A 26005-nucleotide genomic window follows, 5' to 3' on the forward strand; every position below is an offset into this window, starting at 1 on the left:
TTTTGGAATAAAAACCACTATATTTTGATATAAAAAATATTCGCATTAATTTGAATAGCGGATTAAAAATCCGCTATGGAGCGGCAAAGTTGCCAATATACCAGAACCAGACCTCTTGTCTGTTTATATTAATAAAGATAACACCATGCGGCATTCCTTTCGCGGACCAGATCAGGCCGGAAAAAAGCCCTTTTGAAGATGCGCAACACCTAGGGAATCAACGTTTAATCTTGTAGCAGGATTTTTAATCCGTTAGTAATCATAAAAAGCCTCCCGTGCTGGTTCGGGAGGAATTTTCACCCTCATTTTCTCTAAGAAAAAGCTATGAAGCTGCATCTTCCCCCTGCTTTGCTGTCCGCCCTGCTTGCATGCATGGCTATCGTCTCCGTTCCGTATGCACGCGCTGCTGAATATACGTGGCTGGGGCAGAATTCCGATATTCATGGAGCCAACAACTGGAATCCTTCCGTAGCGGACTGGGCGGCCGTCTGGTCGGGCACGGCTACCAATACCATGATTCTTGACCAGGGCAGCCTGACGGGCACCAGCAAGGAGCTTCAGGCTTCCTTTAATACGCTTTCCATTGGTGGGATTACCGTGACCGGAGGTTCGGACGGATTCAGCGTAGTCAAGGGGGGGGTATATAACCGCGCCGTCAATTTGCGTGACGGAGGGGCAGGATATACGCTGTTTGACATTGGCGGGGATTTTTCCCTGGGCAGTGCCGCTGCACCCTGGGCAAACGGCATCATCTTCAATGCCGATGCCCTGTTCAAGATAGCAGCCGGCAAGACCATGAACCTGTTTGGTCCTCTGGGCGTGGCGGGGGAAGGTTCCCGTACCGTAACCGTGGGCGCGGACGGCCATTCCGGTACCCTTATCCTGAATACGGCCGCCCAGGCCGGGATGAATGCGGACTGGGTAATTACGGGAGGGGCTACGCTGCAGCTGAATAACGCCGCGGCCCTGGGCTCCGGCGCCGTCAACCTGAATGGGAGCCATTTGACGGCTCAGCAGGATACCACTCTCGCCAACGCCCTGACTATAGGCGGTTCGTCGGGCATGACGGTGAATACTGCCACGCAATTCTCCAATGTGATCCTTTCCAATGCCTCTTCCCTCAACATGAACGGAGGAACGCTCTCCATTGCGGAATCCGGCTCTCTGTCTCTGGGAACTTCCGGTACCGTTACGGGGAACCTGACGCTTGGGAGTGGCTCCTTTTTGAATTTCTCCGCGTTGCCTTCCTCCGGAGCGTACCTGCTGAATGTCACCGGAACGCTGACCGTAAACAGCGAACTTCTTCTGGGGGAAGCAACGATCAGCGGCATGACCTGGGCGGCAGGTTCCTATGACATGATCAATGCGGGCACCATTACCGGGCTTCCGTCCAACTCCTTCATTCTGGGAGATAATTTGATGGGCTCCTGGAATACGGAAGGCGGAAAGCTTACGCTGGTGGTGGCGCAGGCAGCCCTGCTTGAGTGGAAGGGCGGCGACGGCGTCTGGTCCGCCACCGCTCCCACTGCCTCCCCGTGGAAAAATAACGGCGTGTACACCAATGATGCCGCCGTCATCATGGGGGATATTGACGGCCATGCTCCGCAGACGGTGACCATTGACGGCGTCGTTTCCCCCACCATCGTGATGGTGCAGGCAAACGACACGGATTACGTATGGAATGCGGCTGAAGGCGGCGGCTCTCTGGAAGGCACGGCGAATCTGGAAAAGACCGGGAATGGCACGCTGACCATCAATACGGACAACACCGGCTATTCCGGCAAGATCATCCTGGGAGGCGGCGCAATTGAAATGGGCTCCGCTTCCGCTTTGGGCACCGGGGAACTGATGTTCGACGGAGGTACTCTCCGGTACGGCGCCGGGATAACGGCTGACGTTTCCGACCGGATTTCCGCCGCAAGCAAGGAAAACATCAAGGTGGACACCAACGGAAACGATGTGACGTGGGCTTCCGTGGACAGGTACAAGGGATTTGCCATGGAAAAGTCCGGGGACGGAACATTGAACCTGGGCGCTGCCGTTTATACGAATGCGCTGACAGTGAACGGCGGCATTGTTTCCATTGCCTCCGGAGAAGTTCAAACGAGGTTTTCAGCGGGAATTTCCGTAAGCGCGGGGAGTTCCCTGGCCATTACCGGCTCTGTCAACGGCATTGCTTCGGGAAACAGCGCCAGTATCGTTATTAACGGTATGAGCGGTGCGGGCAGGATTGAACTGGATAACCAGGCGGCCAAATCCCGTTTTTACATTTCCGGAGATAATTCTTCCTTTACCGGGGAACTGGTGGCGACGGGATTGAACAACAATCCGGGCAACACGAATGACGCCCGCGACATTCAGTTTGCGACCGCCGCCAGCATGGGGAGGGGTACGATCACCCTGAATGGACGCGGCTTCTGGCTGGATAGCCCCAACACGGCGGATACCGCCGCCATGGCAACGATCAATGTGCTGGAGAAGGGAACCTACCTGAACGGGGGAAGCGGCAATTCCTATTATTTTGGCGGCGCGTTTACCGGAAGTGGCGAGGTGACAACCGCCATGGGCGGGGACAGTGCGTTCTGCTACCTCTTGGGGGATATGACCGGCTTTACGGGAAGCTTTAACCACAGCAGTACTAACAGCGTCTATACCTGGGTATTTGGCAATGGAACTGCGGCTACTCTGGATAATGGCAAACTTTTCGGGGACGGGGTAATTTTGAAAGGCTCCAGCGGTACGGCAAAGTATAAATTTTCCTACTCGGACGACCTCGTTTTGATGAACGCCGCCGTAGGCGCTGAAGGCGCCCTAAACGCCGCAGTGGAACAGGCCGGAACCGGAACGCTGGTGCTGACGCAGGATAATACCGCCACGGGAACACTCACCATCACCAGCGGCAAGGTCCAGCTTGGAAACGGAGAGGCTGCTGGTTCCTGGACGGGGCAGATTACCGGGGCGGGGGAATTGCTGGTAAACAGATCCGCGGGTTCCCCTGTAATCAACCTGAATGCCTCCAATAACTATGAGGGCGGCACTGTCCTGAACGGCGGCAGCGTAAAAGCGCTGGGCGCGGGATCCCTGGGTACGGGGGCCGTCACTGTCAACGGCGGCTCCACCCTGGACATGAACGGCCAGGCCGTGGCCAACAGCGTCACCATCACGAAGGGCGGTCTGCTGAACGCGGGGGCCTATGCCACGGCCGGCGGCGTGAACGTGAATGCGGAAGCCGGTTCCGGAGACATCAACCTGGGCGGCCTGTCCGGGGACAAGGTGGGCTCCATCAATACAACCACGGCGGGCACCGCCGTTACCGGCCTGACCGGAAACCTGACCCTGACAGGCGGCAATTCCCTGCACGTAGGGGTAAACAACACTTCCTACGCGGACGGGGGCGACCAGAAGAGCCTGCTTCAATTCAATGACACCGCTACTGGTACCGTCTCGTTCGGCGGGGACGCATCTGACCTGACGCTGCATCTGGACATTGATACGGACATCCTCATTGCCATGCGCGATCTGGAATCCGTCGGTATCCTGCTCACCAACGGAACGATTGGCGGCTTGCCGTCGGACAATCTGGTTGAATGGCTTAACCAGCACCTGACCTTTAACGCCACGCTGGAAAGCCTCGGCTTCGGCATTCAGGGCGTGGAGGGCGGAAGCATCCTGATCTCCGGAAGAACGGACCAGATCTACATTGCATCGGAAGACGGGAACACGGTTACCAGCATTCCGGCCCTGAACTCCTATTCCCAGGTCATCGTGAATACGGACCTGGCGCTGAATTTGGACGTACCCGCCGCCAACACGGACAAGACCATCATCCGCCATCTTTCCTCCGGTACCTCCACCACGGGCAATCTGAACATCAACGCCACGGGGGACGGCTCCCTGAATGTGGAACTTGCCAACGACCTGGACAACTCCGTATTCAACGGCAATCTCACGGTCAACGGCGAGCGTGTGGACCTGGTCAAGACGGGGAACAAAACGCTGACCCTTAACGGCAACGTCACCACGGCCAATTCCGTGGTCGCGCAGGAGGGGACGCTGGCGCTGAACGGCTCCGCCAACAGCATCGGCACGCTGAACCTTGCCTCCTCTGCAGATGGGGGGGCCAAGGTAGTTATCCGCGGCATCACCACGGCTTCCCTGGCGGATGACGCGGCAGGCGGCAGCCTGGAAATCGCCTCCGGGGGCACCCTGAAGACTACCGGAGATTCCACGCTGGACCGGGCCACTTCCATTTCAGGGGCGGGAACGCTGAATGTTCAGGAAGGTTCCAGCCTGACTCTGTCCGGTGAAGCCGGGCTGTCCGGCACGTCCGTCACGCTGAATGGAACCCTGAGCCTGGACGGCACGGGGGACAAGTCCATTCTGCGGCTGTCCGGTTCCGGCGCTCTGGACTTGAACGGGAACACCCTGTCCATCACCTCCACCACGCCGGGAAGCGCCTCCTTCTCCGGCACTTTGCAGGGAGAGGGCACTCTGGACATCTCCGGAAAGGTCACTCAGGAAATGCGGACCGGGAGCACCGCGTACGACTTGAACGTGCATGACGGCGGCACGCTCGTCCTGAAGGGGACGGAGGCTTCCGCCAGACTTGACTACAGGAATGTGGCGGTGGGTTCTTCCGGCATCCTGCGCGTGGAAGCCACCGGCTCAGGCAGCGGAAACGCCAATACGGCCTTGAATCTGAACAGCATTGACTTCCAGAGCGGTTCCACCACGGAATTCGTGTACAACCTGAACCAGACGGACCCCTTCAACTCCGCCATGATCACGGCGGACTCCATCACCATCGGCGATGGAGCCCAGTTCGTGCTTGCCAACATGGCGGGCAACACCGGCCTGGGCACGTATGATAACCTGGAAAACGTGGTGCTGATGACGGCGGACCTGATCAATGGACTGGATGAAGGAGCTTCCCTTTCCATCGGAACCTCCGGACTTTTTGCCGTGTACTACAAGGATGCCGTCATGTCCAGGGACGGGGACAACATCGTGTTGAACGCCACCGTACAGCAGGAAAACATCTTCACGCCCGCCGCTGACTCCTACAATTCGGCTGCCGGTTCCAATCTCCTGTGGGAAGCCAGAAACAATCTGGACGCCACTTCACAACTGGGCCAGTTCATGAATGCCGTGAGCAACATGATCACGGGGGACGCACCGAATTTGGCCGGCGCATCCAGAGCGCTGGCGGCAGCGGCGGGTTCCACGGTCAACGCCCTGGGCACGGCCCAGCGCGACGCCCTGCGCGAACAAATGGGATGGATACGCAACCGCACCAACCAAATGGGCGTCAACCCCGCCTACATCAACGAAGACCTTCCCTACTTCCACATGTGGATGGAAGGCACGGGCTCCTACGCCCAGCTGGACACTAAAGGTGATGAAAGCGGCTACAAGCTCACCACCTGGGGAGGCACCTTCGGGGTGGACGTGGACCTCAGCGACTCCTTCACGATGGGGGCGGCCTTCACGGCCAACTACGGCGACCTGACGGCCAGCGCGGCGGACACGGCCGATGGCCACCTGGACAGCTACTACGCCAACCTCTTCGGGCGCTACCAGAGCAAGAGATGGGCCCACACGCTCATCCTGACGGGCGGGTGGAACGACGCCAAACTCAACCGGACGGTGGACTACGGAGCGGGCAGCTACAGAACGGAAGGCAGCACCAACGGCTGGGGCCTTGGAGCGATGTATGAACTCACCTACGACATCTACCTCAACGAAAACAGGAGCAGCATCCTGCAGCCCCTGTTCAACGCCTCGGTGGTGACAACTCGGATGGACGGCTACCGTGAAACGGGAGCGGGCAACGCGGGTCTGAGCGTGGACAAGCAGGAATGGACGACGGGCACGCTTGCGCTTGGCGGCCGGTGGATGGGTCTTGTAGGCAGCAACCTCTTCGGGAGGGAAGCGCTGGCGGAACTGCGTGTCAACGCGGCCCAGGACCTGGGAGACGACCGTGGAGAAACGGCAGTGGGCTTCCTGGCCAACCCCGGCTACACGCAGCAAGTGCGTGGAGCGAAAGTAGGGAGGACGGCGTTGCAGATAGGAGCGGGTCTGAGCGTGCCGGTAGGGACGCAGGGGACGATCTTTGTGAACGGCAACGCGGACATCCGAGACGGAGCCAGCTCCCTGAACGGAAGCATAGGCTACCGCTACGACTTCTAAAGGAGGTCAAGACAGGAGTGGGGAGTGGTGTAAACACCGCTTCTGCTGCAAAACCACAAGGCCGCCCGGGATGAACCGGGGCGGCCTTGTTGTTGGGCGGGAATGGACACAATGGACTTAATGGACGGGTAGCGTTAGTAGGGTTAGTAGGCAGGAAGTGTTTTTTCTCCGTTTGGTCCATTACGTCCATAATGTCCACTCTGTCCATTTAGTCCATTTAGTCCATTTAGTCCATTCCGCCCCCTAACCCCACTCCAGCACCGCCTCCGCGCGCAATTCATCTCCCTGCATGATATGGTGGCAGGTAAGATTTCCCTGGCGGAACAACAGGGACTTCATCTGCTCTCCGGCATGGCTTTCCTTCCTGAAATGCAGGTGAATGCCCGTCAGGGCATGTTCTTCCTGCCACGCTTCCGGCAGAGATTCCAACGCCCAAACCAGATAGGCAGCATTGTTGATATGGCGGTTGAAATCCATGTCCCGTTGTTCTGCCGTCCATTCCCGGATTTCCGGTTGAAGACCTTCTATGTCCATGCGGACAGGGGCGACCATCTCGCTACAGGGCGTCTCCGGGAATGGGCTGATGTATTTGTTCAGGGGAACGGGGCGCCTGCGGCGGATGTCGATGACGGCCCAGAGGCAGCTTGCCGCGATAATGCCGTTACCCTCCGCATCCCGGATTTCCAGATTGCGGCGCGCCTGAAGAGGGGAGGCCTGGGCTGTGCAGGTGCGGAGCTCCACAACCTCTTTCCAGGCAGGGCGGCGTCCGATGGTCATGTCCAGGCGCACCTCCACCCAGGCCAGCCCGCGGGACATGACAAAATCATAGCCGAATCCCAGGGCGGAGGCGTGTGCCTCCGCTATTTCCTGAAGCCAGTGCAGAACCGTTTCCGGCTTCATGAGGCCGTCCGGCCCGCTCTCATAACTGCGGACGGCGGCTTGCGTGGAAAAGGTCCCGGCGGCTTCAACATGTTTCATAACCGTTCATGCTACCCGGCCCTTACCGCGGGAGCCAGTCAAAAACGGGTAATCAAGCCGTAAAAACGGCGGGAGGGGCATAAACCGGATTTCTTACGGACCGTCTTTTCCCGGCGTCAAAGAATGCTACGGAAATAGGCAATCGTCTTTTCCAGGCCCTGTTCCAGCGGAACAGACGGCTGCCAGCCGAGCTTTTCGTACGCCAGCCGTATGTCCGGCTTGCGCTGGACGGGATCGTCCTGGGGAAGGGGGCGGAAAACCGTTTTGGAAGAAGCCCCGGTCATTTCAATGACCTTTTCCGCCAGTTCCAGCATGGTGAACTCTCCCGGATTGCCGAGGTTGACTGGCCCGTGGAAATTTTCCGCCGCCATCATCCGGACCATGCCTTCCACCAGATCGTCCACATACTGGAAACTCCGGGTCTGCCTCCCCGTGCCGTAAATGGTAAGGTCTTCCCCCTTCAGCGCCTGGACGATGAAATTGGAAACCACGCGGCCGTCATTCAGGGTCATGCGCGGCCCGTACGTGTTGAAAATGCGGATCACCCGGACATCCACACCCATCGTGCGGTGGTAATCCATGAACAGGGTTTCCGCACACCTCTTGCCCTCGTCATAGCAGGAGCGCGGACCTGCGGGATTGACGTTGCCCCAGTAGGATTCCGGCTGGGGATGAACGGCGGGATCGCCGTACACCTCGCTGGTGGAGGCCTGGAGAATTCTGGCATGGCACCGTTTGGCAAGAGCCAGCATGTTGAGGGCGCCCAGCACGGAAGTCTTGACCGTATGAATGGGGTCGAGCTGGTAATGAGGGGGGGAGGCGGGACAGGCCAGATTGTAGATTTCATCCACTTCCGCGGAAAAAGGCTCCGTAACGTCGTGCACCAGCGCCTGGAATCCGGGACGGTCCATTAGGTGCAGCAGATTCTTTCTGGAACCCGTAAAATAATTGTCGATGCTGGTGACCTCATGTCCCTCGTCCAGCAGGCGTTCACAAAGATGGGAGCCGATGAATCCGGCCCCCCCGGTGACTAAAATCCTTTTGCTCATGGCAGCGTTCACATGCGTTTTTGCATCCCGGCGCACTCTCCGGCTCCTGGCAGTCCCTGTCCGGAACGGTGAAACCGCTTCCTGCCGTGCGCCGCCGCCTAATGTCACATATCCGTCACGGGATGGCAAGCTTCATCAAGAAATGCTGCGGTCGCCAGGGCATCTTCTTTTTCCCGTAAAATTCAGGACTTGGGGAGGGTCAGCAGAAAGCTGGCGCCCCCCAGCGTACCGAACTCCAGTTTCAGGTCCCCGCCCAGGGAGCGGGCGATGTCCCGCGCCAGGGAAAGCCCCAGGCCCACGCCGGGCTTCCGGCTGTTGGTGGCTTCCTTGGTGCGCCGGAAAGGCTTGAATACCAGCTTGCGGTGCTTGGGGGAAATGCCGGGGCCGTTGTCCCGGAAGCGGATGACGATATTATGGCGGTCCGCCTGGACGGTTAGCTGGACTTTCGCGTTTTCCCCCCTGGCGTACTTGATGGCGTTGGAAGTCAGATTGTCCATGATCTGCTCCACGGCCACGGCGTCCGTATGGACGGGCAGAATGCGGATGGGCTGGGCCAGCGCAAAGGAAAAACTGATGCCCGCTTCCCGGAGGCGCCGTTCTATCTTCTCCGCGATGGGTTCAAAAAGCTCCTGGCAGGTGAGCGTGTCCTTCGTGCGCCGGATGGCGTTCCTCTGGAGTTTGGAATAAGCCAGCACATTGTCGATCAAGTGCTCCAGCCTCCGGCACTCCCGCTGCATGTTGGCGTAATACTCCGGCTTTTTCTGTTCCGGCACCATGCCGTCCTCCAGCATCTCCGTATAAAGGGAAAATGAGGTAAGCGGCGTTCTCAGCTCATGAGTGACGGCGGAAACGAAATCCCCGCGCCTCTGTTCCAGGCGGAACGTGCCCAGCATCAGCCAGATGACGCCAGCCGCCCCCACCAGCACCATGCTCCAGATCAGTGTAAGGGTCCACGTCAGCATCTGCTTGTGGTCCTGTACGGGCAGTTCCGCTGCGTTCCCCGGCAGGAAAACGAGCGGAGCGTTGGCAAAAAAAAGTGTGCCTTCCCGTCCGGCCTCTTCCGCAGGCGGGGCGGCGGGATCGAAAGTCGCCAGACGGCTCTGGGGGAGCGCCTTGGCCACCTGTTCCGGGAGACGCCTGTTCAGGCTCTCCATATTCATCAGGGCTCCCTGCAGGTAAACGCCGCGGTTGGTATGCACCTGCCGGAGAATATACAGATTGCCCCCGTCTTCCACCGGAACGAAGGAGGAAACGGTCTCCACCTGGGCGGGAACCCCGTCCTGCGGCGGTTCCGGCTCCGGAACCTCGTGAAGAATTTCATTCCTGATATCCGCCCACAGATTGCCGCTGGCCGGCAGGGAGATGAGGGCGGAAACCTTCTCGTTCAAACGCTGGTAAAGATTCTTCTCCCTGTTCAGCCTTTCGGAAAGCTCCTTGTTCAGCGCGGGGCCAGTGACCTGCCCGGAAGGGGATATCTGGAGATAGGCCGTGACGTAATCCGGCAGGTAGGAGGCCAGATTGGAGGAACGGGCGGGTTCGCCGGGGGCCGGTGCGTCCATGCGCTGGTCGTAGGGACGCTTGTAGGCGTAAAAAGGCAGGTACTCGTAATAGCCGCGCGCCTGCTCAAAAGTGATGAAGGCGGTGAGCAGGCGGTCCATCTCCAGCTTGGCCTCATGAGCCAGGGACTCCACCTTGATGCGGCGTTCGGAACGGCCCGTCTCCTCCGCCTGAATCAGGAGGACGTGGGTGAGCCAGCCCAGCGTGCCCACAACCAGCAGCAGGCTGACGGTCAGCAGGATAATGCGGATGCGCCTGTTCACGTATCAGGAAAGGAAGGATGAATTCCAGCGGTAGCCCTGGCTTCTGAGCGTCTCCAGGGAGGCGGCCGCCTTCGCGCCCAGCTTGTCACGCAGGCGCATGACGGTCATCTCCACGGAGCGCGTATCCGTCAGCCGCGGGTCCATGTCCCACACGCGGCGGAGCAGCTCGTCCCTGGTGATGACCCGGTTGGGATGGGTGGCCATGTAGCTCAGAAGCTCAAACTCGCGCGCGGTGAGGGTGGCCGTCTTGCCATCCTCAAATGTGAGCATGCGGTTGGCGCTGTCCAGCACAGCGCCGGGAATGGTGATCTCCCTGATCTGGCGCGGCCGTTCCGGGGACCTGCGCAGCACGGCCTCAATGCGGGCGATCAGTTCCCGGATGCTGAACGGCTTGACAATGTAATCGTCCGCTCCCAGCTTCAGCCCCTGCACCCGGTCCTCCTCCTCCCCGCGGGCCGTCAGCATGATCACGGGCGTTCCGGGCCGTTCCTCGGACATGACCTGGAGCACCTGGAAGCCGTCCGCTCCGGGCATCGCCACATCCAGCAGGGCCAGGTCGAAATTGCGTTCCCGCACGGCCCTGATGGCCGCCAGCCCTTCCTCCGCGGCCAGCACCTCGTAGCCGGAGGCGGTCAGCACGTCCGTCAGGGCGTGCCGGATGCTGTCGTCATCCTCTGCAACCAGAATGGTGTATGTTAAGCTGCTCATCGTTTGACCCTATAAAAACACACAATTTCCCCTTTTGTATAGAGAAACCTGCGCCCCTCCGGTAACAATGCCATAACAGGGGGGGCTTCCGCCGCGGAATTCCCGGCGGTCACGGGCGCTTCAATTCTGTGTAAGACTCCGGTACGGGGCCGGCAGGCTGGCGGTGGGAATCTCGATAGCCTCCATCGGCCCCGGCACGGTGCCTTCAAAAAACGGCACTCCCTTGTAGGAAAGAATAATCCGGGAATGAACCATGCCGGCGGTGGTCTGGCGCAGGAAATCCCTGTCCCGGAAAACGAGCAGCGTCTTTCCGTTCTCCGCGGCCACGGGGCGGCACTGGAAATTGCCCAGCGTAGCGCCGGAAGCGTCCGTCATCTGCACGGGCAGCACATACGCCTCTGAAAAAGTGGGGGCGTACACCCCCCACAGGGAAGTAAGGCCCATGACGATGACAATCAGGACGCCGACGAATATTTTCGTGGAAGTGGACATGCGGAGAGTTGAATAATGGTGCTGGCCGCATGCCCGCGTTCCGGAGCGGATGCCGTGCGGCGTCAGCGTTCTTGTTTAAGCCATTCGGCGGCCTGCGGGGCGTAATAAGTAAGGATCATGTCCGCCCCGGCGCGCCGGATGGAAGTTAGAGTCTCCAGAACGGCCTCCCGTTCATCCAGCCAGCCGGAGGCTGCCGCGGACTTGATCATCAGGTACTCTCCGCTAACGTGGTAGGCCGCTACGGGCAGCGTGACATGACTGCGCATGGCCGCGATCACGTCCAGATACAGCGTGGCGGGCTTCACCATCAGGATGTCTGCGCCCTCCGCTTCGTCAAGCTGGGCTTCTCGCAGGGCTTCCCGGATATTGCCGGGATCCATCTGGTAGGTCTTCTTGTCCCCTTCCTTCGGAGCGCTCTCCAGGGCGCCGCGGAACGGCCCGTAAAGGGCGCTGGCATACTTGGCGGTGTAGGCCATGATGGAAACGTCGTCCAGGGCCTCGGAATCCAGCGTGGCGCGGATGGCGGCCACGCGGCCGTCCATCATGTCGCTGGGGGAGATAATATCCGCCCCAGCGTCCGCATGGCACAGGGCCTGTCGGCAGAGGACCTCCACGGAATCGTCGTTGAGAATCTCCATGGTGCCGTCGGACCGGAACTCCACCAGGCCGTCGTGCCCGTCTGAATTATAGGGGTCCAGCGCCACGTCCGTCATCACGGTCATGCCGGGAACTTCGCTTTTAAGGGCGTAAATGGTGCGGGGAATAAGTCCGTCCGGATTGTAGGCCTCGGAGGCGTCCGGCGTCTTCTTGTCGTCCGGAATGGCGGGGAAAAGGTCCAGCGTGCGGATTCCCAGGTCCATCAGGCGCTTGGCCTCCTCCACCAGTCCCTGCACGCTCCAGCGCGTGCAGCCGGGCAGGGAGGAAATGGGCTGGTTGCCGTCCCCCTCGTGGACGAAAACCGGGCAAATAAGATGTTCCGGGGAAAGGGAGGTCTCCCGGACCAGGCCCCGGATATTGGCGGACTTTCTGTTGCGGCGCGGCCGTATCGGTAGATTCATCATGGTGGATTATGAAAAAAATAATTGGGCGGGCATATCGGGTACTCTTCCCCGGCTGACGGAACTCCCGGAGCCGGAAAACTTCATTCTACAAATTCAGCGGTTTTTCATCGTCCGCTCCGGTCAGCATCCACCCTTTCTCCGTCCGGGTGAAATACAGGTTGCATCTGGTAAAGCCGGACTTGGGCGTCGGCTTGAGGCCGATGGTGGCCTTCAGGGAAGTCCCCCCGTCCTTCAGTTCGAAGGCGCCTTTCAGCGTGGGCTTGTAATCCTTCCTGTTCCGGGAGGAAGGCTGGAACTCCTCCTTGCTCATAACGGCCTTCAGCTGCTTGAGCGCTTCTTCAAATTCCGGAACGGAGGCGAATCTGGACGGGGCCAGCATGCGGATCAGCGTCAGGCTGTCTCCGGCCTCCAGGGCGCGTCCGGCTGCGGAAACCGCCTCCTTAGGTTCGGAATAGGCAAGGGCCGGATACGTCCTGTGGAAATCCGCAATGATGCGGCTGGTGGTGGACTCGTCCGGCTTCAGGTTCCAGGAGGAAAAAGCGTCCCCCACATACATCTTGAACACCGGAAAGCCGTCCGTGGGGTCCTGTATCTTTTCCAGCGCGTAGCGGTAGATCAGGGCGGGCTTGTCTATGTCCGGCAAGCTCATGCGCGGCGGCAAAATGGTCATGGCCGCAATGCTGTGGATATCCTTCTCCGTCTTCTTGGCCTCGTTCTTGTTGCGCTCCGGCTGGTCGTCCCGTTTGTTCGGGTCAAGCTGGTCGTCCGGATGGGGCTGGAGGGGAACCAGGATGGTATTCGGGAACCCCATGAAACTGAGGTTGGTGGGTTGGATGTAGCGGTTCTCCGGGTTCCGGTCCTGCAGGCGCATGGCCTTCACCACGGGGGTGAGGCGGGCACTCTGGGTAATGGCGGACTCCATGTAATAGGGCGCGACGAGCAGGGCTGCGATGCGGGCCGGATCGCCCTCCTTCACGGTGCGGATCAGGAGCTTTTTAATCTCGTCGTCTGACTTGCCCTTGACGGCCTCCACCCGGAACCGCTTGATATGTTCCAGGGCCTTCTTCACGGCGGCCACGGAATACTGGTGCGCGAGGCCGAAAATCTTCTTCTTGGCCTCGGTGGAAATCTGTGCCGCCTGCTGGCGGACATGGTCGTTGAAAGGCAGGAACGTATTGTCAAAACTGCCGGGCGTCAGGGACGCCTTCCACTTTCCGTTCTTCTTGACCAGGGCCACGGCGGTGGCCGCGTAAACGTAGGGGTTGGTCCTGTCTGGCAGCATGATATAGGCCATGGCCAGGTCCCCGTCCATGATGATGGAGGCCTCGTCCACGAACGGCGGCCTTTCCGGGGAAGACGCCGTCACGTAGGCCTGCACGGCCTCCATGCGGGAAAGAATGCTCTTCAGCTTCAACGGCCCCACGAATGGGGACGTGGCGGGCAGGGACTTGTACGGCTCTGCGCTCCAGTCCGTTTTTTCCTGCAGGGCGCGGAGAAGAAGTTTGGCCGCATTGAAGGGCGTGCTCTGGTCCGGCATGGGGGCATTGTCCCCGTTCCCTTCACTCCCGCCTTCCGGCGTTTTGTCCAGATTGATCGGGAAGCTTGCCGGGGCGTCGGGGGGAGGCTCCTGCGTGCCCGCGGAAAATCCGCAGGGCAGGCTGAGGCAGAGAAGGGCGAGGGGGAGGAATTTCATAACCGCTGGCCGTCAATATGGCATAAATGCGTTCTGCTGTAAATCATTCATTGCCTGATGGCGGACCGGACTAACCCGGCAGGGGAAAAGTGGAAAAAGGGGAGAAAAAAGAAACGGCCGCTTCCCGGAACGCCTGCACAGGCGCTGAATGAGGCCGCCGGTGTGAAAACCGCGGGCACAGGGGGGGGAATCCGGCAAAGACCCTGCCGCGGTTTTCTGGGAAAAACGGAGCGGGACACATCTGTCAGCGCCTTCCGGAAAAGGACGGGCGTGGGAAAACCTCCCGCCTCCGGAAAGAACAAGCCACGGGAACCTGTACCGCCGCGGCACCGCTGGAACAGGAGGAAACATGCACCCTGCGGAAAGAAAAAGTGCCCGTGGAAAATGGAACAACGCCGCGGACATGATGAACTTTCCATGCCGGAATCCCTGCGGGGCCGGGAAAAACGGCAGGCCAGTAAACCTCCGGCAATGAAAAAACAGAGCCGCGGAAACGCGGGCAACCGTCCCGTGCGGCCCTTCCCGGCCATCGCGTGGCGATGCGCTTGTCGGAACCGATATGCCTTAAATTTTTGGAAAGGCGGCTTTTTTGCATTTGCCAACAGTGCCTGAGGGGGGTTAACTAATGCGCGTATGTCCGAACACAAGGAAAGAAAGACTCTTGAAGAACGCAATCAGATGTCTGATCTGGAACGCCTGCGCCATTCCTGCGCGCACATTCTGGCCACGGCCATTTGCCGCATCTGGCCGGATGCCCAGCTGGCGGGCGGTCCCGCCGTGGAAAACGGTTTCTATTACGACGTGGAGCTGGACCACCGCATCAGCACGGAAGACTTTGAACGCATTGAAGCGGAAATGAAAAAAGTGGTGAAGGAAAACCAGACCTTCCAGAAGGAAATCATCTCCCGTGCGGACGCCATGAAAATGGCGGAATCCGGGGAACTGGGCGCCCTGGGCCCGCGCAGCGGCCCCTCCCGCTTTAAAATCGACCTGCTGAACGACATCCCGGAAGACGAGCAAATCTCCCTGTACCGCAACGGAGACTTCACGGACCTGTGCGCCGGACCCCACGTGGGCCGCACCGGCAACTGCAAGGCCTTTAAAATCATGAGCGTGGCCAGCGCCTTCTACAAGGGGGACAAAAACCGCCCCATGCTCCAGCGCATCTACGGCACCTGCTTCCCGAACCGGACCCAGCTTGACGAACATCTCGCGCGCCTGGAGGAAGCCCGCCGCCGCGACCACCGGAAGCTCGGCCGCGAGCTGGGCCTCTTCTGCATTGACGAGGCCGTGGGCCAGGGCCTCATCCTCTGGAAGCCCAAGGGCGCCCTCATCCGCCGCTCCCTGCAGGACTTCATCACGGAGGAACTGGACAAGCTGGGCTACTCCCAGGTATACACCCCCAACATCGGCAAGCTGGACCTGTACCGCACCTCCGGCCACTTCCCGTACTACCGGGAAAGCCAGTACGCCCCCATCCCGGAGCGCGACGCCATGGAAAAACTCTGCGAGGAAGGCGCCACCTGCGCGGAACTCTTCAACGGCCTGACGGACGGCACCATTGAAGGCTACATGCTCAAGCCGATGAACTGCCCGCACCACATCAAAATTTACGCTAATGACGCCCACTCCTACCGCGACCTGCCCGTCCGCCTGGCGGAATTCGGCACGGTGTACCGCTGGGAACAGAGCGGGGAACTGGGCGGCATGACGCGCGTGCGCGGCTTCACCCAGGATGACGCCCACATCTTCTGCACCCCGGACCAGCTTGCCGGGGAAATCCGCCAGTGCCTGGGCATCGTGAAAACCATCTTCGGCACCCTGGGAATGACGGACTACCGCGTGCGCCTCTCCATGCGCGACCCGGAAAGCGACAAATACGTGGGTTCCCCGGAAAACTGGGACAAGGCGGAACAGGCCCTGCGGGATGCCGCGGAATGGCTGGGCGCGGACTATAGTGAGGAAGCCGGGGAAGCCGCCTTCTACGGTCCCAAGATCGACTTCATCGTGCGCGACGCCATCGGCCGCGAATGGCAGCTCGGCACCGTGCAGGTGGACTACAACCTCCCGGAACGCTTTGACCTCCATTACACCGGAGCGGACAACAAGCCGCACCGGCCCGTCATGGTGCACCGCGCCCCGTTCGGCTCCATGGAACGCTTCACCGGCCTGCTCATCGAGCACTTTGAAGGAAAATTCCCCACCTGGCTCTCTCCGGAGCAGGTGCGTGTGCTCCCCATCTCCGACAAGGTCATGGACATCGCCAAAACCTACCGTGACGCCCTGGCCTCCCGGGGCGTTCGCGTCACGGTGGATGAAACCGCGGACAAAATCGGCGCCAAAATCCGCAACGCCCGGCTGGAGCGCGTGCCCTACATGCTCGTCATCGGCCAGCGGGAGGCGGAGGAAGGCACCGTTTCCGTACGCCACCGGGACCGGGAAGACCTGGGCTCCATGCCCTTTGAACAATTCATGGATGCCGTCTCCCGGGAAATAGCGGAGCGTCATATTTCCCCCGTGATTTGAGTTGCCAAGTTATTTTATTTAGTTTAGTAATATCCGGACGTGCCAATAAAGCCAACGAAGAATAATGACGGTAATCGCCGCCGCGAGCGCGGTGATCAGACTCGGGTCAACGAGCGGATCCGCGCCCCCCGCGTGCGCGTGGTGACCGCCAACGGAGACCAGCTCGGGATAATGAACACGCGTGAAGCGCTGGAAAAGGCCAAGGCCCTTGGCCTGGACCTGGTGGAAGTGGCGAGCAACGCGGACCCGCCCGTGTGCCGCGTGGTGGACTACGGACGGTACAAGTACCAGCAGTCCAAGCTTCAGAAAACCAACAAAAGCCGCACGATCAAGCTCAAGGAGGTCAAGCTCCGCATCGGTACGGACACCAACGACTACAACGTGAAAATGGCCCGTACGGAAAGCTTCCTGGACCACGGTCACAAAGTGCGCTTCCAGCTCCGCTTCCGCGGCCGTGAAAACGCGCACCACGAACTGGGCTATGACATGCTCAACAAGGTCATTGCGGACATGAAAACCATGGCGCAGGTGGACCAGCCCCCGCGCCTGGCCGGCAACACCATGCACATGGTGCTGGCTCCGTTGCCCGCCGCGCAGCGCGTGAAAAAATTCACCGCCCATTTGGACGCCGATTTCGACTCGGAAGACTCCGCCTTTGACGCGGAAGACGACGAATAAAATTGCGCTTTTTTCTCCATTTCACAGGCTTTCCGCTCCAAGAACGGAAAGCCTTTTTTATGCCGGAATGTTGTCATGCACGGCGTCCCTCGTGCCGCACGGTCGGGAATTGTCCGGAAAACGAATGTGGAAGGTCCCATGAAATCATGGAAGGAGGCCTTTTCCCGACCTTCTTCCTGTTCCGTCTTCATCGCACACGCGGGAAAGTTTCTGGACGAAAGGCGCGGAACGGAATACTATGGCCTCTGCATCGCAGCAGGCGAGGGTTGTCGGGACGGCTGGAACGACTTCGTGGCGGAACCTTCCTCCGTCCTTCTCACTCACCGCGCCAACCCCCGGCTCACAGAAAAATCCCGGAACACCGGCGATTCCTGTAACGCTCAGGGTATCTTAGATTGACATCTCCCCATATACCATTTTAGGCGTGGAATACGCATCTCCGCGGACAGGTTGGCGCAAAATACCCTTTGCGTGCCTGACTCTCAATATGTATATATCCCCGCCGTCGCACCCTCACGGGTGCGTGGATTGAAACTATTACGACAAATCCCAGGTCTATACACGACAGGGTCGCACCCTCACGGGTGCGTGGATTGAAACCCATACCGGAAATAGTACCGTCCATGTGACGGCGGTCGCACCCTCACGGGTGCGTGGATTGAAACTGCTCTGAAAAACGGTAAGGGCGCCAGACTGCCGGTCGCACCCTCACGGGTGCGTGGATTGAAACATGACTGCGTGCCTGGACATCAACCCGTCTTGGGGTCGCACCCTCACGGGTGCGTGGATTGAAACGGTGCGCTCCTCTGTCTCACGCCCCACTCCTTAAGTCGCACCCTCACGGGTGCGTGGATTGAAACCCGGCGCACAGTTCGGCGCGATCCAGCGGGAGACGTCGCACCCTCACGGGTGCGTGGATTGAAACTTGCACAGCGCAGAGATGCAGCGCTTGCTCCCCTGTCGCACCCTCACGGGTGCGTGGATTGAAACATTGCCACGGTCATTGACCGCATCGGGACGGGCAGTCGCACCCTCACGGGTGCGTGGATTGAAACAAGGGAGGCAGCGGCGTGGCGCATGTGCTGCGCGTCGCACCCTCACGGGTGCGTGGATTGAAACGATTGAGGCGGCAGAAGGAATTCCCCCCGCCATCTGGTCGCACCCTCACGGGTGCGTGGATTGAAACTGTGATTATCAAACAAAAACCGTTGAAACCTACAGTCGCCCCCTTACGAGTGCATGGATGAAGCCCGAATGACTTTTAGTCTTTCATCTTTAGTATTTGTCGCACCTTCACGGGTGCGACTGATAGAATCCATCATGAACGCATGTTCCGATGTTTTCTTATGATGATTCCTTTTGGCTGAAAGGCTTTTCCATGACGTTCAGGCCATGAAAAAGCGCCGGTTCCCACAGGGAGGGGACCGGCGCTTGCGGTATAAGGGGGGAGGGGTTAATGGGCGCAGCCGGCGCAGGCCCAGCCTTCGCGGATTTTGGCGAAGAAGTCGTTGCCCTTGTCATCCACCAGGATGAAGGCAGGGAAGTCTTCCACTTCAATTTTCCAGATGGCTTCCATGCCCAGTTCCGGGTATTCCAGCAGTTCCACCTTTTTGATGTTGTTCTTGGCAAGAATGGCGGCGGGGCCGCCGATGGAACCCAGGTAGAAGCCGCCGTGCTTGTGGCAGGCGTCCGTCACCTGCTGGCTGCGGTTGCCCTTGGCGATCATGATCATGGAGCCGCCGTTCTCCTGGAACAGGTCCACGTAGGAATCCATGCGGCCCGCGGTGGTCGGCCCGAAGGAGCCGGAGGGATAGCCTTCCGGGGTCTTGGCCGGTCCGGCGTAGTAAACGGGGTGGTCCTTGATGTACTGGGGCAACCCTTCTCCGCGTTCCAGGCGTTCCTTGAGCTTGGCATGGGCGATGTCCCTGGCCACGACGATGGTGCCGTTCAGGCTCAGGCGCGTGGTGACGGGGTATTTGCTCAGGTCCGCCAGCACTTCCTTCATCGGGCGGTTCAGGTCGATGGAAACGGCCTCGCTGGAGGTCATCCGCAGGGCTTCCGGAATATACTGGCCGGGGTTGGTTTCCAATTGTTCAATAAAGATGCCTTCCGGCGTGATTTTGGCTTTGGCATTGCGGTCCGCGGAACAGGAAACGCCCAATCCCACCGGGCAGGAGGCGCCGTGGCGGGGCAGACGGATCACGCGTACGTCCAGCGCATACCACTTGCCGCCGAACTGGGCGCCCAGGCCCAGCTTGCAGGCTTCCGCATGCAGCTCCTTTTCCAGTTCCACGTCGCGGAAGGCGCGGCCGTACTCGTTGCCGGTGGTGGGAAGGTTGTCGTAATACTTGGTGGAAGCCATCTTCACGGTCTTCAGGCACTTCTCCGCGGAGGTGCCGCCGATGACGAAGGCGATGTGGTAGGGCGGGCAGGCCGCCGTGCCCAGCGTGCTCATTTTTTCCACCAGGAACTTCTTGAGCGTGGCGGGGTTGAGCAGGGCCTTGGTTTCCTGGTAAAGATAGGTCTTGTTGGCGGAGCCGCCGCCCTTAGCGACGAAGAGGAAGGAATACTTCATGCCTTCCACGGCTTCAATGTCTATCTGGGCGGGCAGGTTGGTTCCGGTGTTCTTCTCCGTGTACATGTCCAGCGCCACGGTTTGGGAGTAGCGCAGGTTGTTCTGGGTGTAGGCGTCGTACACGCCGTGGGAAAGAAATTCGCAGTCGTCGCAGCCGGTCCAGACCTGCTGGCCCTTCTTGCCGACGATGGTGGCGGTGCCCGTGTCCTGGCAGAAGGGAAGGATGCCGGCGGCGGCCACTTCCGCGTTACGGAGCATCGTCAGGGCCACGCTCTTGTCGTTGGCGCTGGCTTCCGGATCGTCCAGGATGGCGGCCACCTGCTTCAAATGGGCGGGGCGCAGGAAGAAAGCCACGTCGTGGAAGGCTTCCGCGGCCAGAAGGCGCAGGCCCTCCGGTTCCACCTTGAGCATGGGGTGCCCTTCAAATTCCCCTACGCTTACGTAGTTGGAGGTGATGAGGCGGTACTGGGTGTCGTCCTTTTCCAGAGGAAAAGGGTCCTGATAATGAAAATCCGGTGTTGCCATAACGGGGGGAAATATAGCGGAGCTCGCCTACGGGTTCGAGCAAAAAAATCAGGGCGCTTCCGTGGCGAGAGAGGGCTGGAAAATCCTCGCCCGCTACTCCTGCGTCCGGAACGGGATGATGCGTGCAAGGAACCACGGGAAGACATCCTCCGGACCGCTGGGGATGGCCATGGGCATCATATCCCGCTGCATGCTCCGTTCCTCCTTCAGAGAGAAAATAGGGATGGTAAACAGAAGTTCTGCCGGGGTGATGCCACCCCTTGCGCCGCCAGCCGGTCGCTGTCCGGATGAACGGAGATCAATGTCAGGCTGCCGGGGAGGAAGGTGACGTCTTTTGTTCGGCTGCGTGGCGGTTGAGAACGTCGCACAAGTGGGCGGCATCCTGCTCTCCATGCAGGCTGTTGATTATCATTGATTGAGAAATAACTGCCATGACGCAGGGAGCGTTTACGACTCTTCCTTCCACGACAATGGCTATTCTGTCCTTGCCCACCTTCATGGCGGAGGTGGCCTCTTTCATGGTTTTGGAGGCCTGAGTGTTCAGGGTGATGTTGATTGCATGCGGCATGCTCAAATCCACCTGCGCCTCCCTGACGCCAGATTCCGTTACAATAGGTGTGTTACTCAGAAACAGCTTCTCCTGTTCGATCTGCCCCTGGCAGTTGCGAAATCCATAAATATACGGTGTGTATCCTGCCGGGCATGGCTTCCCTTCCGCCACAAGGCGGTCATTGTCCGGATGCACCGCCCTGAAGGCAACCAGGGGGACCGGAGACGGTTCCGGCGCATCAGCCGCCGGGGACGGGATCGGAATCCATGTGGAAAAAAGGGCCAGGAGACAGAGCAACTGTTTCATTGCCTGAATGGTAAAAGCAAGGAAAACAGACGGCAAGCTAAAAGTCCCGGCAGAATCTTGTACGCTATTGAGGAACCACTCCTTCTCAAGCCTGCGGGCAAACCATTCCCGGCCCTTTTCGGGATTCATGCCACAGTCTGTCGCTGCAAGGGCTCTCCTGCTTCTCTGCCGTCAGCGGGAAAAAACGTGGGGCGCAGAAAAATAAAAGCCCCTGTGACCTTGCGGACCAGGGGGAAGTAACCCTGGGAAACATCAAGCAGGCGCACTCTCTCCTCTTCCCGAACGGAACGGGATTCCGGACTGTGGGATCAGCGCGGCTTGTTCGGAGCGGAATCCGGTCCGGAGGTGCGCGGGATGCCGTATCCTTTGGGTTCTTCCGCAACGCGGAGGGATTCCGGGTAAACGTGCTCCATGCGTTCCTGGGCGTCGCGGATCAGGATTCCTTCAGCCCATTCCTCCACGGTCATATTGTCCTTCCGGGCAGCTTTTTCAATGAGCTTGTAATCGTCGGTATTCACCATGACGGCAAACGGCTTCCAATGGGCCCTGGCCGCTTCCTTGAGTTCCTTTTCCCGCTCCGTCTTCTCCATCATCAGCCTGATAAGAGCCTCCTTGTCCTTGGGAATGGATACTCTGGCCAGCCAGTTGCGAACCGTGTTGGGCGAAACGAAACATTCCGCCGCAAACTCTTCACGGGTCATTTTCTGCTGTTTCAACCAAACCTTGATTTGGGCTTTGAGTTCGTCCTGGTTCTCACTCATGCATATTTTGTAACGCTATCGGTGCGTGAATTCAACCTTTTTATGAATAAGTCCCTTAAATGGTATATTATTCTTGACGAAAGTACCATTTACGTTGCAATATTCCTCTGTAAAGGCATCCAATAGTTCAAAATCGTACCTGAAAAGATATTTTATGAAGACGGGAAACAAGAAAAAAATCCAGAAAAAAATTCAGATCAAGGTAAAAATGCCGCTGTCCATCCAGTTTTTCCGGGATGCGGAAGCGGAAGCCCTCCACGTGCAGCGCTGCCAGCTGGACAGGGCCACCCTGCTGGCCTGTGCCGTGAAACGCCTGCGGGAAGAACAGGCCGGGGAATCCGCGTCCGGTCAAAAGCCATCCGCATGACTCAGGACATATACTGGGAGCTGCTGATCTGGCTGTTCCGCTCCTTTATGGGTGTAACGGCATTTGCCTTTACCGTGGCCGCGTACCAGGCCATGCGGTGCCGGAAAAGGACGGACCGCAAACGGAAAAGGTAGGGGGGAATGTGCGGAAAGCCGTGCTTTCCGCGGGAAAGGTTGCGGAATCATCTGCGGAATTGACCTCCGGGGGCATATCCCCTATCTTCCGGGAATGTCCAGCAGCCTTCCGGATGAAGCCGTTCTGTCCCGCATGAGCCATGAGGAACTCTGGCGCCTGTTTCCCATCATCCTGAGTGGTTCCAGAGAGGAATGGGCGGAACTTTACCGCCGGGAAAGGGACCTGCTGGCGGAGGCCGTGGACCGCACGCACATCGCCCGCATCTCCCATATCGGGAGCACGGCGGTGCCCGGCCTGGACGCCAAGCCTACCATTGACATTCTGATGGAGGTTTCTCCGGATTCGTTTGTTTTTAAAACGCCTCCTTTGCTGCGGAAATGCGGTTATATGGAGACGCATCGTGACGAGGAGCGCATGGGCCTGGTCATGGTAAAGGGCTATACGGCGGAGGGGTTCCGGGGGCAGGCCTTCCACCTGCATGTGCGCCCCTGGCGGGATTGGGATGAGCTTTATTTCCGGGATTACTTGGCTGCTCACCCTAAAGAGGCGCAGAAGTACGCCGAGCTTAAGCGCTCTTTAAAAGAAAAGTTTGAGTTCAACCGCGACGCCTATACGGAAGGAAAAACGAAGATCATCACGGCCATGACCCGCCGGGCGCGGGAGGAAATGCCGGGCAGGTACGTTCCGTAAGGTCCCGGGGTGGGACTGTCCGCTTTTTATCGGAAGGGTGCGCGTGGCTTCGGCATGTGGCGGATGGGGGCGCCATGGAACAAGCCCTTTTCCCTCATCCAAAATATCCTTTACAGGTTTTTTGGAACCTATTATGTTGTAAACAATATAGTTAATAGTGATGAATATTGGAATATCCCTTGTGATCTTCCCCCTGGCATGTGTTGCCGGTGAGATGGAAAACCCCGGACTGGGCCAGATCCGGCTGGAGACGGTTGCTTCCCTGAAAACGCTGAGTCAGGAAGTAACCGCGGCGGAAAAACAATCGTTCCAGGTTCCCGCCTTTGATGGAACACGGTATAGCATTCCGGATGCTCCTCCGTATTGGGAGGCGGATTCCCGCTCTCTGGTTTCGCGCAGTATGGGGCGCAACGAGGCCAACAGCCCCTGTTATACTGAAACCCGGGAAATGCTGAGCCCTGACGGAATGCTGCTGACCACCGTCCGGATGCGGAAGGTAAGAGATTCCAGGCCATTTTTTGAAAAAGAAGTTCACCGAGCCGTTTTCCCATATCTTTTTGTGGATTCCCTGACGGATATCGTGGAAAAAAAGGATGAGCGTCTCTATTTCACTTTTTGGGATGTGGACCTTTCCTCAGGGGATCTGGTCCGGATCTACGTGCGGACCTATTTACTGCATTCCCGTCAATTGGTCTCGGAGGATGTCCGGTATTCAAAATCCCGGAAGGGGAAAGATAAATAAATGCCGGGGGCGAGTGGGGCGCAGCATTTAAGTGTATAACGGCAGGTGGATACTCTTCATAATTGGACGGGATGATTTCCGGCCGGTGCCTCGCGGAAAGGCATCTCACTGCTTTTTACCTGGACGGCATGGCGGCAAACTTTTTAGAGAATTTCCCGGATGGAAATCAGTATTGCCAGAAAAGGGGAATGGCAGTAACATTTCGCCGCTATGAGTATTGAAAGTTTCGCAAACCAGCATGTGCTTGAGCTGGTGGCTTATCAGCCGGGCAAGCCGATTGAGGAAACGGCCCGGGAACTGGGCCTGGATCCCCGTGACATTGTGAAACTGGCTTCCAATGAAAATCCCCTGGGACCGTCCCCCCGGGCGGTGGAGGCCATCTCCCGGGCGGCTGCCGGAGTAAACATTTATCCGGACGGCGCGGCTTTCCGGCTGCGTTCCGCCATTGCGGAATTCTGCGGCGTGGACTTTGGCCAGACGGTGGTGGGCACGGGCAGCAGCGAAGTGATTGAACTCATTTGCCACGCCCTGCTGAACCCGCAGGCCGAGGTGGTGGCCGCCAGGCACGCCTTTTCCATGTACCCCATCATGGCCAGGCTGTTCGGCGCGGCGTACGTGGAAGTTCCCAACAAGCCGGACTGGACCCATGACCTGAACGGGTTTCTGGACGCCATTACGGACCGCACGCGCATCGTATTCATCACCAACCCCACTAACCCGGTCGGCACCGTCGTCGGCCAGCGGGAAATCGACGATTTCATGGCGAAGGTGCCGGACCATGTGCTGGTGTGCTTTGACGAGGCGTACCGGGAGTTTTCCGACAACCCGCCGGACACCCTCAAATTCGTGAGGGAAGGGCGCAACGTGATCGTCCTGCGCACCTTTTCCAAGGCTTACGGCCTGGCGGGCCTGCGCGTGGGCTACGGCATTGCCCCGGAAGCCGTAGCCGGCATGCTGCACAAGGCGCGCGCGCCGTTCAACCTGCACGTCCTGGCGCAGGAAGCGGCCCTGGCCGCCCTGGAAGACCAGGAGCATGTGCGCCGCACGGTGGAAAACAATGCCGCGGGCATGCGCTTCTACGAACAGGCGTTCAGGGACATGGGGCTGGAATGGATTCCCAGCCAGGGGAACTTCATTCTGGTGAAGGTGGGGCAGGGCAAAAAGGTGTTCAACGACATGCTTGCCAAAGGAGTGATCGTCCGCGCGCAGGACGGCTACGGCCTGCCGGAGTGGATTCGCATCAGCATCGGCACCCCCGCGGAAAACGCCCGCTGCGTGGAAGTCCTGAAGGAAGTTCTTTAAACAATTTTACCGCTGAACCTGTCATACCTTTTATGATTTCACCGCAACAATACATTGACGGCCTTGAATGGCGCTACGCCTGCAAGAAATTTGATCCCCGGGCCCGCATTGAAGAACCCGTCTGGCACGCGCTGGCGGAAAGCCTGCGGCTCAGCCCGTCTTCCCTGGGGCTCCAGCTCTGGAAATTCGTGGTCGTCACGAACCGGGAGCTGAAGGAGCGCCTGCGGGAGGTTTCCTGGAACCAGTCCCAGGTAGAGGACTGCTCCCATTACGTGGTGCTGTGCGCCCGGCGGGACGCCACCCGGAAGGATGTGGACCGCTACCTGGCCCAGATTGAATTTACACGCCGTCCGTCCGCGGAAAAACTGGCCTCCTCCGCGGACTTCTACGGCGGCTACGTGAAAGCCCTGACTCCGGAGAAAATGAACACATGGCTGGACTGCCAGGTGTACATCGCCGCCGGGTTCCTGCTCAGCGCGGCAGCGGCCCTGCGGGTGGACTCCTGCACCATCGGCGGCATGGACCGTCGGAAATACGATGAAATTTTAGGGCTGGACGGCACGCCGTACCGTTCCGTGGTGGGCGTAGCCCTGGGCTACCGCGCCCAGGACGACGCCTACGCCCGTGAAGCGAAGGTGCGCTTCCCCGCCGGGGAAGTGATCGACATCCGCGCCTGAACCGGGTTTCCCCCATCCGGGGCCGGGCCGCCTGAAGACGGTCCGGCCCTTTTCTTTCCGTAAAATCCGTAAAATTGGAAAACGTCTCTTCATCCGGGAACCGTCTTTGCCGGAATGCCGGGCGGGCTTTCGGCCGCTTTTTTATTTCCTTGCAAGAAAGGGACGGATGTTGCGTAATTCT

The 26005-nt window shown here is 59.1% G+C and carries 19 protein-coding genes and 1 CRISPR repeat array; of the genes, 9 read left to right on the forward strand and 10 right to left on the reverse strand.

Going from position 1 to position 26005, the window contains the following annotated elements; all coding sequences use genetic code 11:
- Window positions 1-324: 324 nt before the first annotated feature.
- The gene (locus tag OQH67_RS10890) at window positions 325-6189 is read left to right on the forward strand and encodes an autotransporter outer membrane beta-barrel domain-containing protein (protein ID WP_215835877.1); all 5865 of its coding nucleotides are present in this window, start codon (window positions 325-327) and stop codon (window positions 6187-6189) included.
- 243 nt (window positions 6190-6432) lie between these two features.
- Here OQH67_RS10890 and OQH67_RS10895 read toward each other — a convergent pair whose 3' ends face one another.
- From OQH67_RS10895 to OQH67_RS10925, 7 genes are all read right to left on the reverse strand, one after another.
- Entirely contained in the window at window positions 6433-7167 is a 735-nt protein-coding gene (locus OQH67_RS10895; protein ID WP_215434022.1) for an acyl-[acyl-carrier-protein] thioesterase, read from the reverse strand.
- A 116-nt stretch (window positions 7168-7283) separates the two neighbouring features.
- Window positions 7284-8216, reverse strand: coding sequence for a UDP-glucuronic acid decarboxylase family protein (locus OQH67_RS10900; RefSeq protein ID WP_215434020.1), 933 nt, complete (start codon window positions 8214-8216; stop codon window positions 7284-7286).
- Window positions 8217-8398: 182 nt separating this feature from the next.
- Window positions 8399-10036, reverse strand: a complete 1638-nt coding sequence (locus tag OQH67_RS10905; protein WP_215434019.1) for a sensor histidine kinase — start codon at window positions 10034-10036, stop codon at window positions 8399-8401.
- A gap of 3 nt (window positions 10037-10039) precedes the next feature.
- The gene (locus OQH67_RS10910) at window positions 10040-10744 is read right to left on the reverse strand and encodes a response regulator transcription factor (RefSeq protein WP_215434017.1); all 705 of its coding nucleotides are present in this window, start codon (window positions 10742-10744) and stop codon (window positions 10040-10042) included.
- A 120-nt stretch (window positions 10745-10864) separates the two neighbouring features.
- Window positions 10865-11236 carry a hypothetical protein gene (locus OQH67_RS10915; RefSeq protein ID WP_215434015.1) on the reverse strand — a complete coding sequence of 124 codons (372 nt, stop codon included), beginning with the start codon at window positions 11234-11236 and terminating at the stop codon, window positions 10865-10867.
- A gap of 62 nt (window positions 11237-11298) precedes the next feature.
- The gene (gene hemB, locus OQH67_RS10920) at window positions 11299-12294 is read right to left on the reverse strand and encodes a porphobilinogen synthase (protein ID WP_343195915.1); all 996 of its coding nucleotides are present in this window, start codon (window positions 12292-12294) and stop codon (window positions 11299-11301) included.
- A gap of 88 nt (window positions 12295-12382) precedes the next feature.
- Complete coding sequence (locus OQH67_RS10925; protein WP_215434011.1) at window positions 12383-13990, reverse strand: hypothetical protein; 1608 nt, start codon at window positions 13988-13990, stop codon at window positions 12383-12385.
- Between the two features lie 633 nt (window positions 13991-14623).
- On the opposite strand from OQH67_RS10925, the gene thrS reads away from it, so the two are divergent.
- From thrS to OQH67_RS10940, 3 genes are all read left to right on the forward strand, one after another.
- Window positions 14624-16516: a threonine--tRNA ligase gene (thrS, locus tag OQH67_RS10930; protein WP_082770291.1), complete on the forward strand. Its 1893-nt coding sequence runs from the start codon at window positions 14624-14626 to the stop codon at window positions 16514-16516.
- A 39-nt stretch (window positions 16517-16555) separates the two neighbouring features.
- Window positions 16556-17194 (forward strand): translation initiation factor IF-3, encoded by a 639-nt coding sequence (gene infC / locus OQH67_RS10935; protein ID WP_067573212.1) that lies wholly within the window; start codon window positions 16556-16558, stop codon window positions 17192-17194.
- A gap of 138 nt (window positions 17195-17332) precedes the next feature.
- Window positions 17333-17593 carry a hypothetical protein gene (locus tag OQH67_RS10940; RefSeq protein WP_215434010.1) on the forward strand — a complete coding sequence of 87 codons (261 nt, stop codon included), beginning with the start codon at window positions 17333-17335 and terminating at the stop codon, window positions 17591-17593.
- Between the two features lie 105 nt (window positions 17594-17698).
- Window positions 17699-18380: a CRISPR direct-repeat array (repeat unit 31 nt; unit sequence GTCGCACCCTCACGGGTGCGTGGATTGAAAC).
- Window positions 18381-18647: 267 nt separating this feature from the next.
- Here OQH67_RS10940 and OQH67_RS10945 read toward each other — a convergent pair.
- From OQH67_RS10945 to OQH67_RS10955, 3 genes are all read right to left on the reverse strand, one after another.
- Complete coding sequence (locus OQH67_RS10945; RefSeq protein ID WP_215434009.1) at window positions 18648-20294, reverse strand: fumarate hydratase; 1647 nt, start codon at window positions 20292-20294, stop codon at window positions 18648-18650.
- Between the two features lie 304 nt (window positions 20295-20598).
- A complete protein-coding gene (locus tag OQH67_RS10950; protein ID WP_215434008.1) occupies window positions 20599-21150 on the reverse strand; it encodes a SecDF P1 head subdomain-containing protein in 552 nt (183 codons plus the stop codon).
- A gap of 308 nt (window positions 21151-21458) precedes the next feature.
- Complete coding sequence (locus OQH67_RS10955; RefSeq protein WP_067573303.1) at window positions 21459-21911, reverse strand: helix-turn-helix domain-containing protein; 453 nt, start codon at window positions 21909-21911, stop codon at window positions 21459-21461.
- A 154-nt stretch (window positions 21912-22065) separates the two neighbouring features.
- Here OQH67_RS10955 and OQH67_RS10960 point away from each other — a divergent pair, with 154 nt between their 5' ends.
- From OQH67_RS10960 to OQH67_RS10980, 5 genes are all read left to right on the forward strand, one after another.
- Window positions 22066-22278 (forward strand): hypothetical protein, encoded by a 213-nt coding sequence (locus tag OQH67_RS10960; protein ID WP_067573305.1) that lies wholly within the window; start codon window positions 22066-22068, stop codon window positions 22276-22278.
- On the forward strand, window positions 22275-22412 hold the full coding sequence (locus OQH67_RS10965) for a hypothetical protein (protein ID WP_156469852.1): 138 nt from the start codon (window positions 22275-22277) through the stop codon (window positions 22410-22412). The genes OQH67_RS10960 and OQH67_RS10965 overlap by 4 nt, the downstream gene beginning before the upstream one ends.
- 94 nt (window positions 22413-22506) lie before the next feature.
- The gene (locus OQH67_RS10970; protein ID WP_215434007.1) at window positions 22507-23103 is read left to right on the forward strand and encodes a GrpB family protein; all 597 of its coding nucleotides are present in this window, start codon (window positions 22507-22509) and stop codon (window positions 23101-23103) included.
- A 952-nt stretch (window positions 23104-24055) separates the two neighbouring features.
- On the forward strand, window positions 24056-25147 hold the full coding sequence (gene hisC / locus OQH67_RS10975; RefSeq protein WP_215434003.1) for a histidinol-phosphate transaminase: 1092 nt from the start codon (window positions 24056-24058) through the stop codon (window positions 25145-25147).
- Window positions 25148-25179: 32 nt separating this feature from the next.
- Window positions 25180-25824 carry an NAD(P)H-dependent oxidoreductase gene (locus OQH67_RS10980; RefSeq protein ID WP_215434001.1) on the forward strand — a complete coding sequence of 215 codons (645 nt, stop codon included), beginning with the start codon at window positions 25180-25182 and terminating at the stop codon, window positions 25822-25824.
- The last annotated feature ends 181 nt before the right edge of the window (window positions 25825-26005 follow it).

The sequence above is a fragment of the Akkermansia biwaensis genome, assembly GCF_026072915.1.
GTDB lineage: Bacteria > Verrucomicrobiota > Verrucomicrobiia > Verrucomicrobiales > Akkermansiaceae > Akkermansia > Akkermansia biwaensis.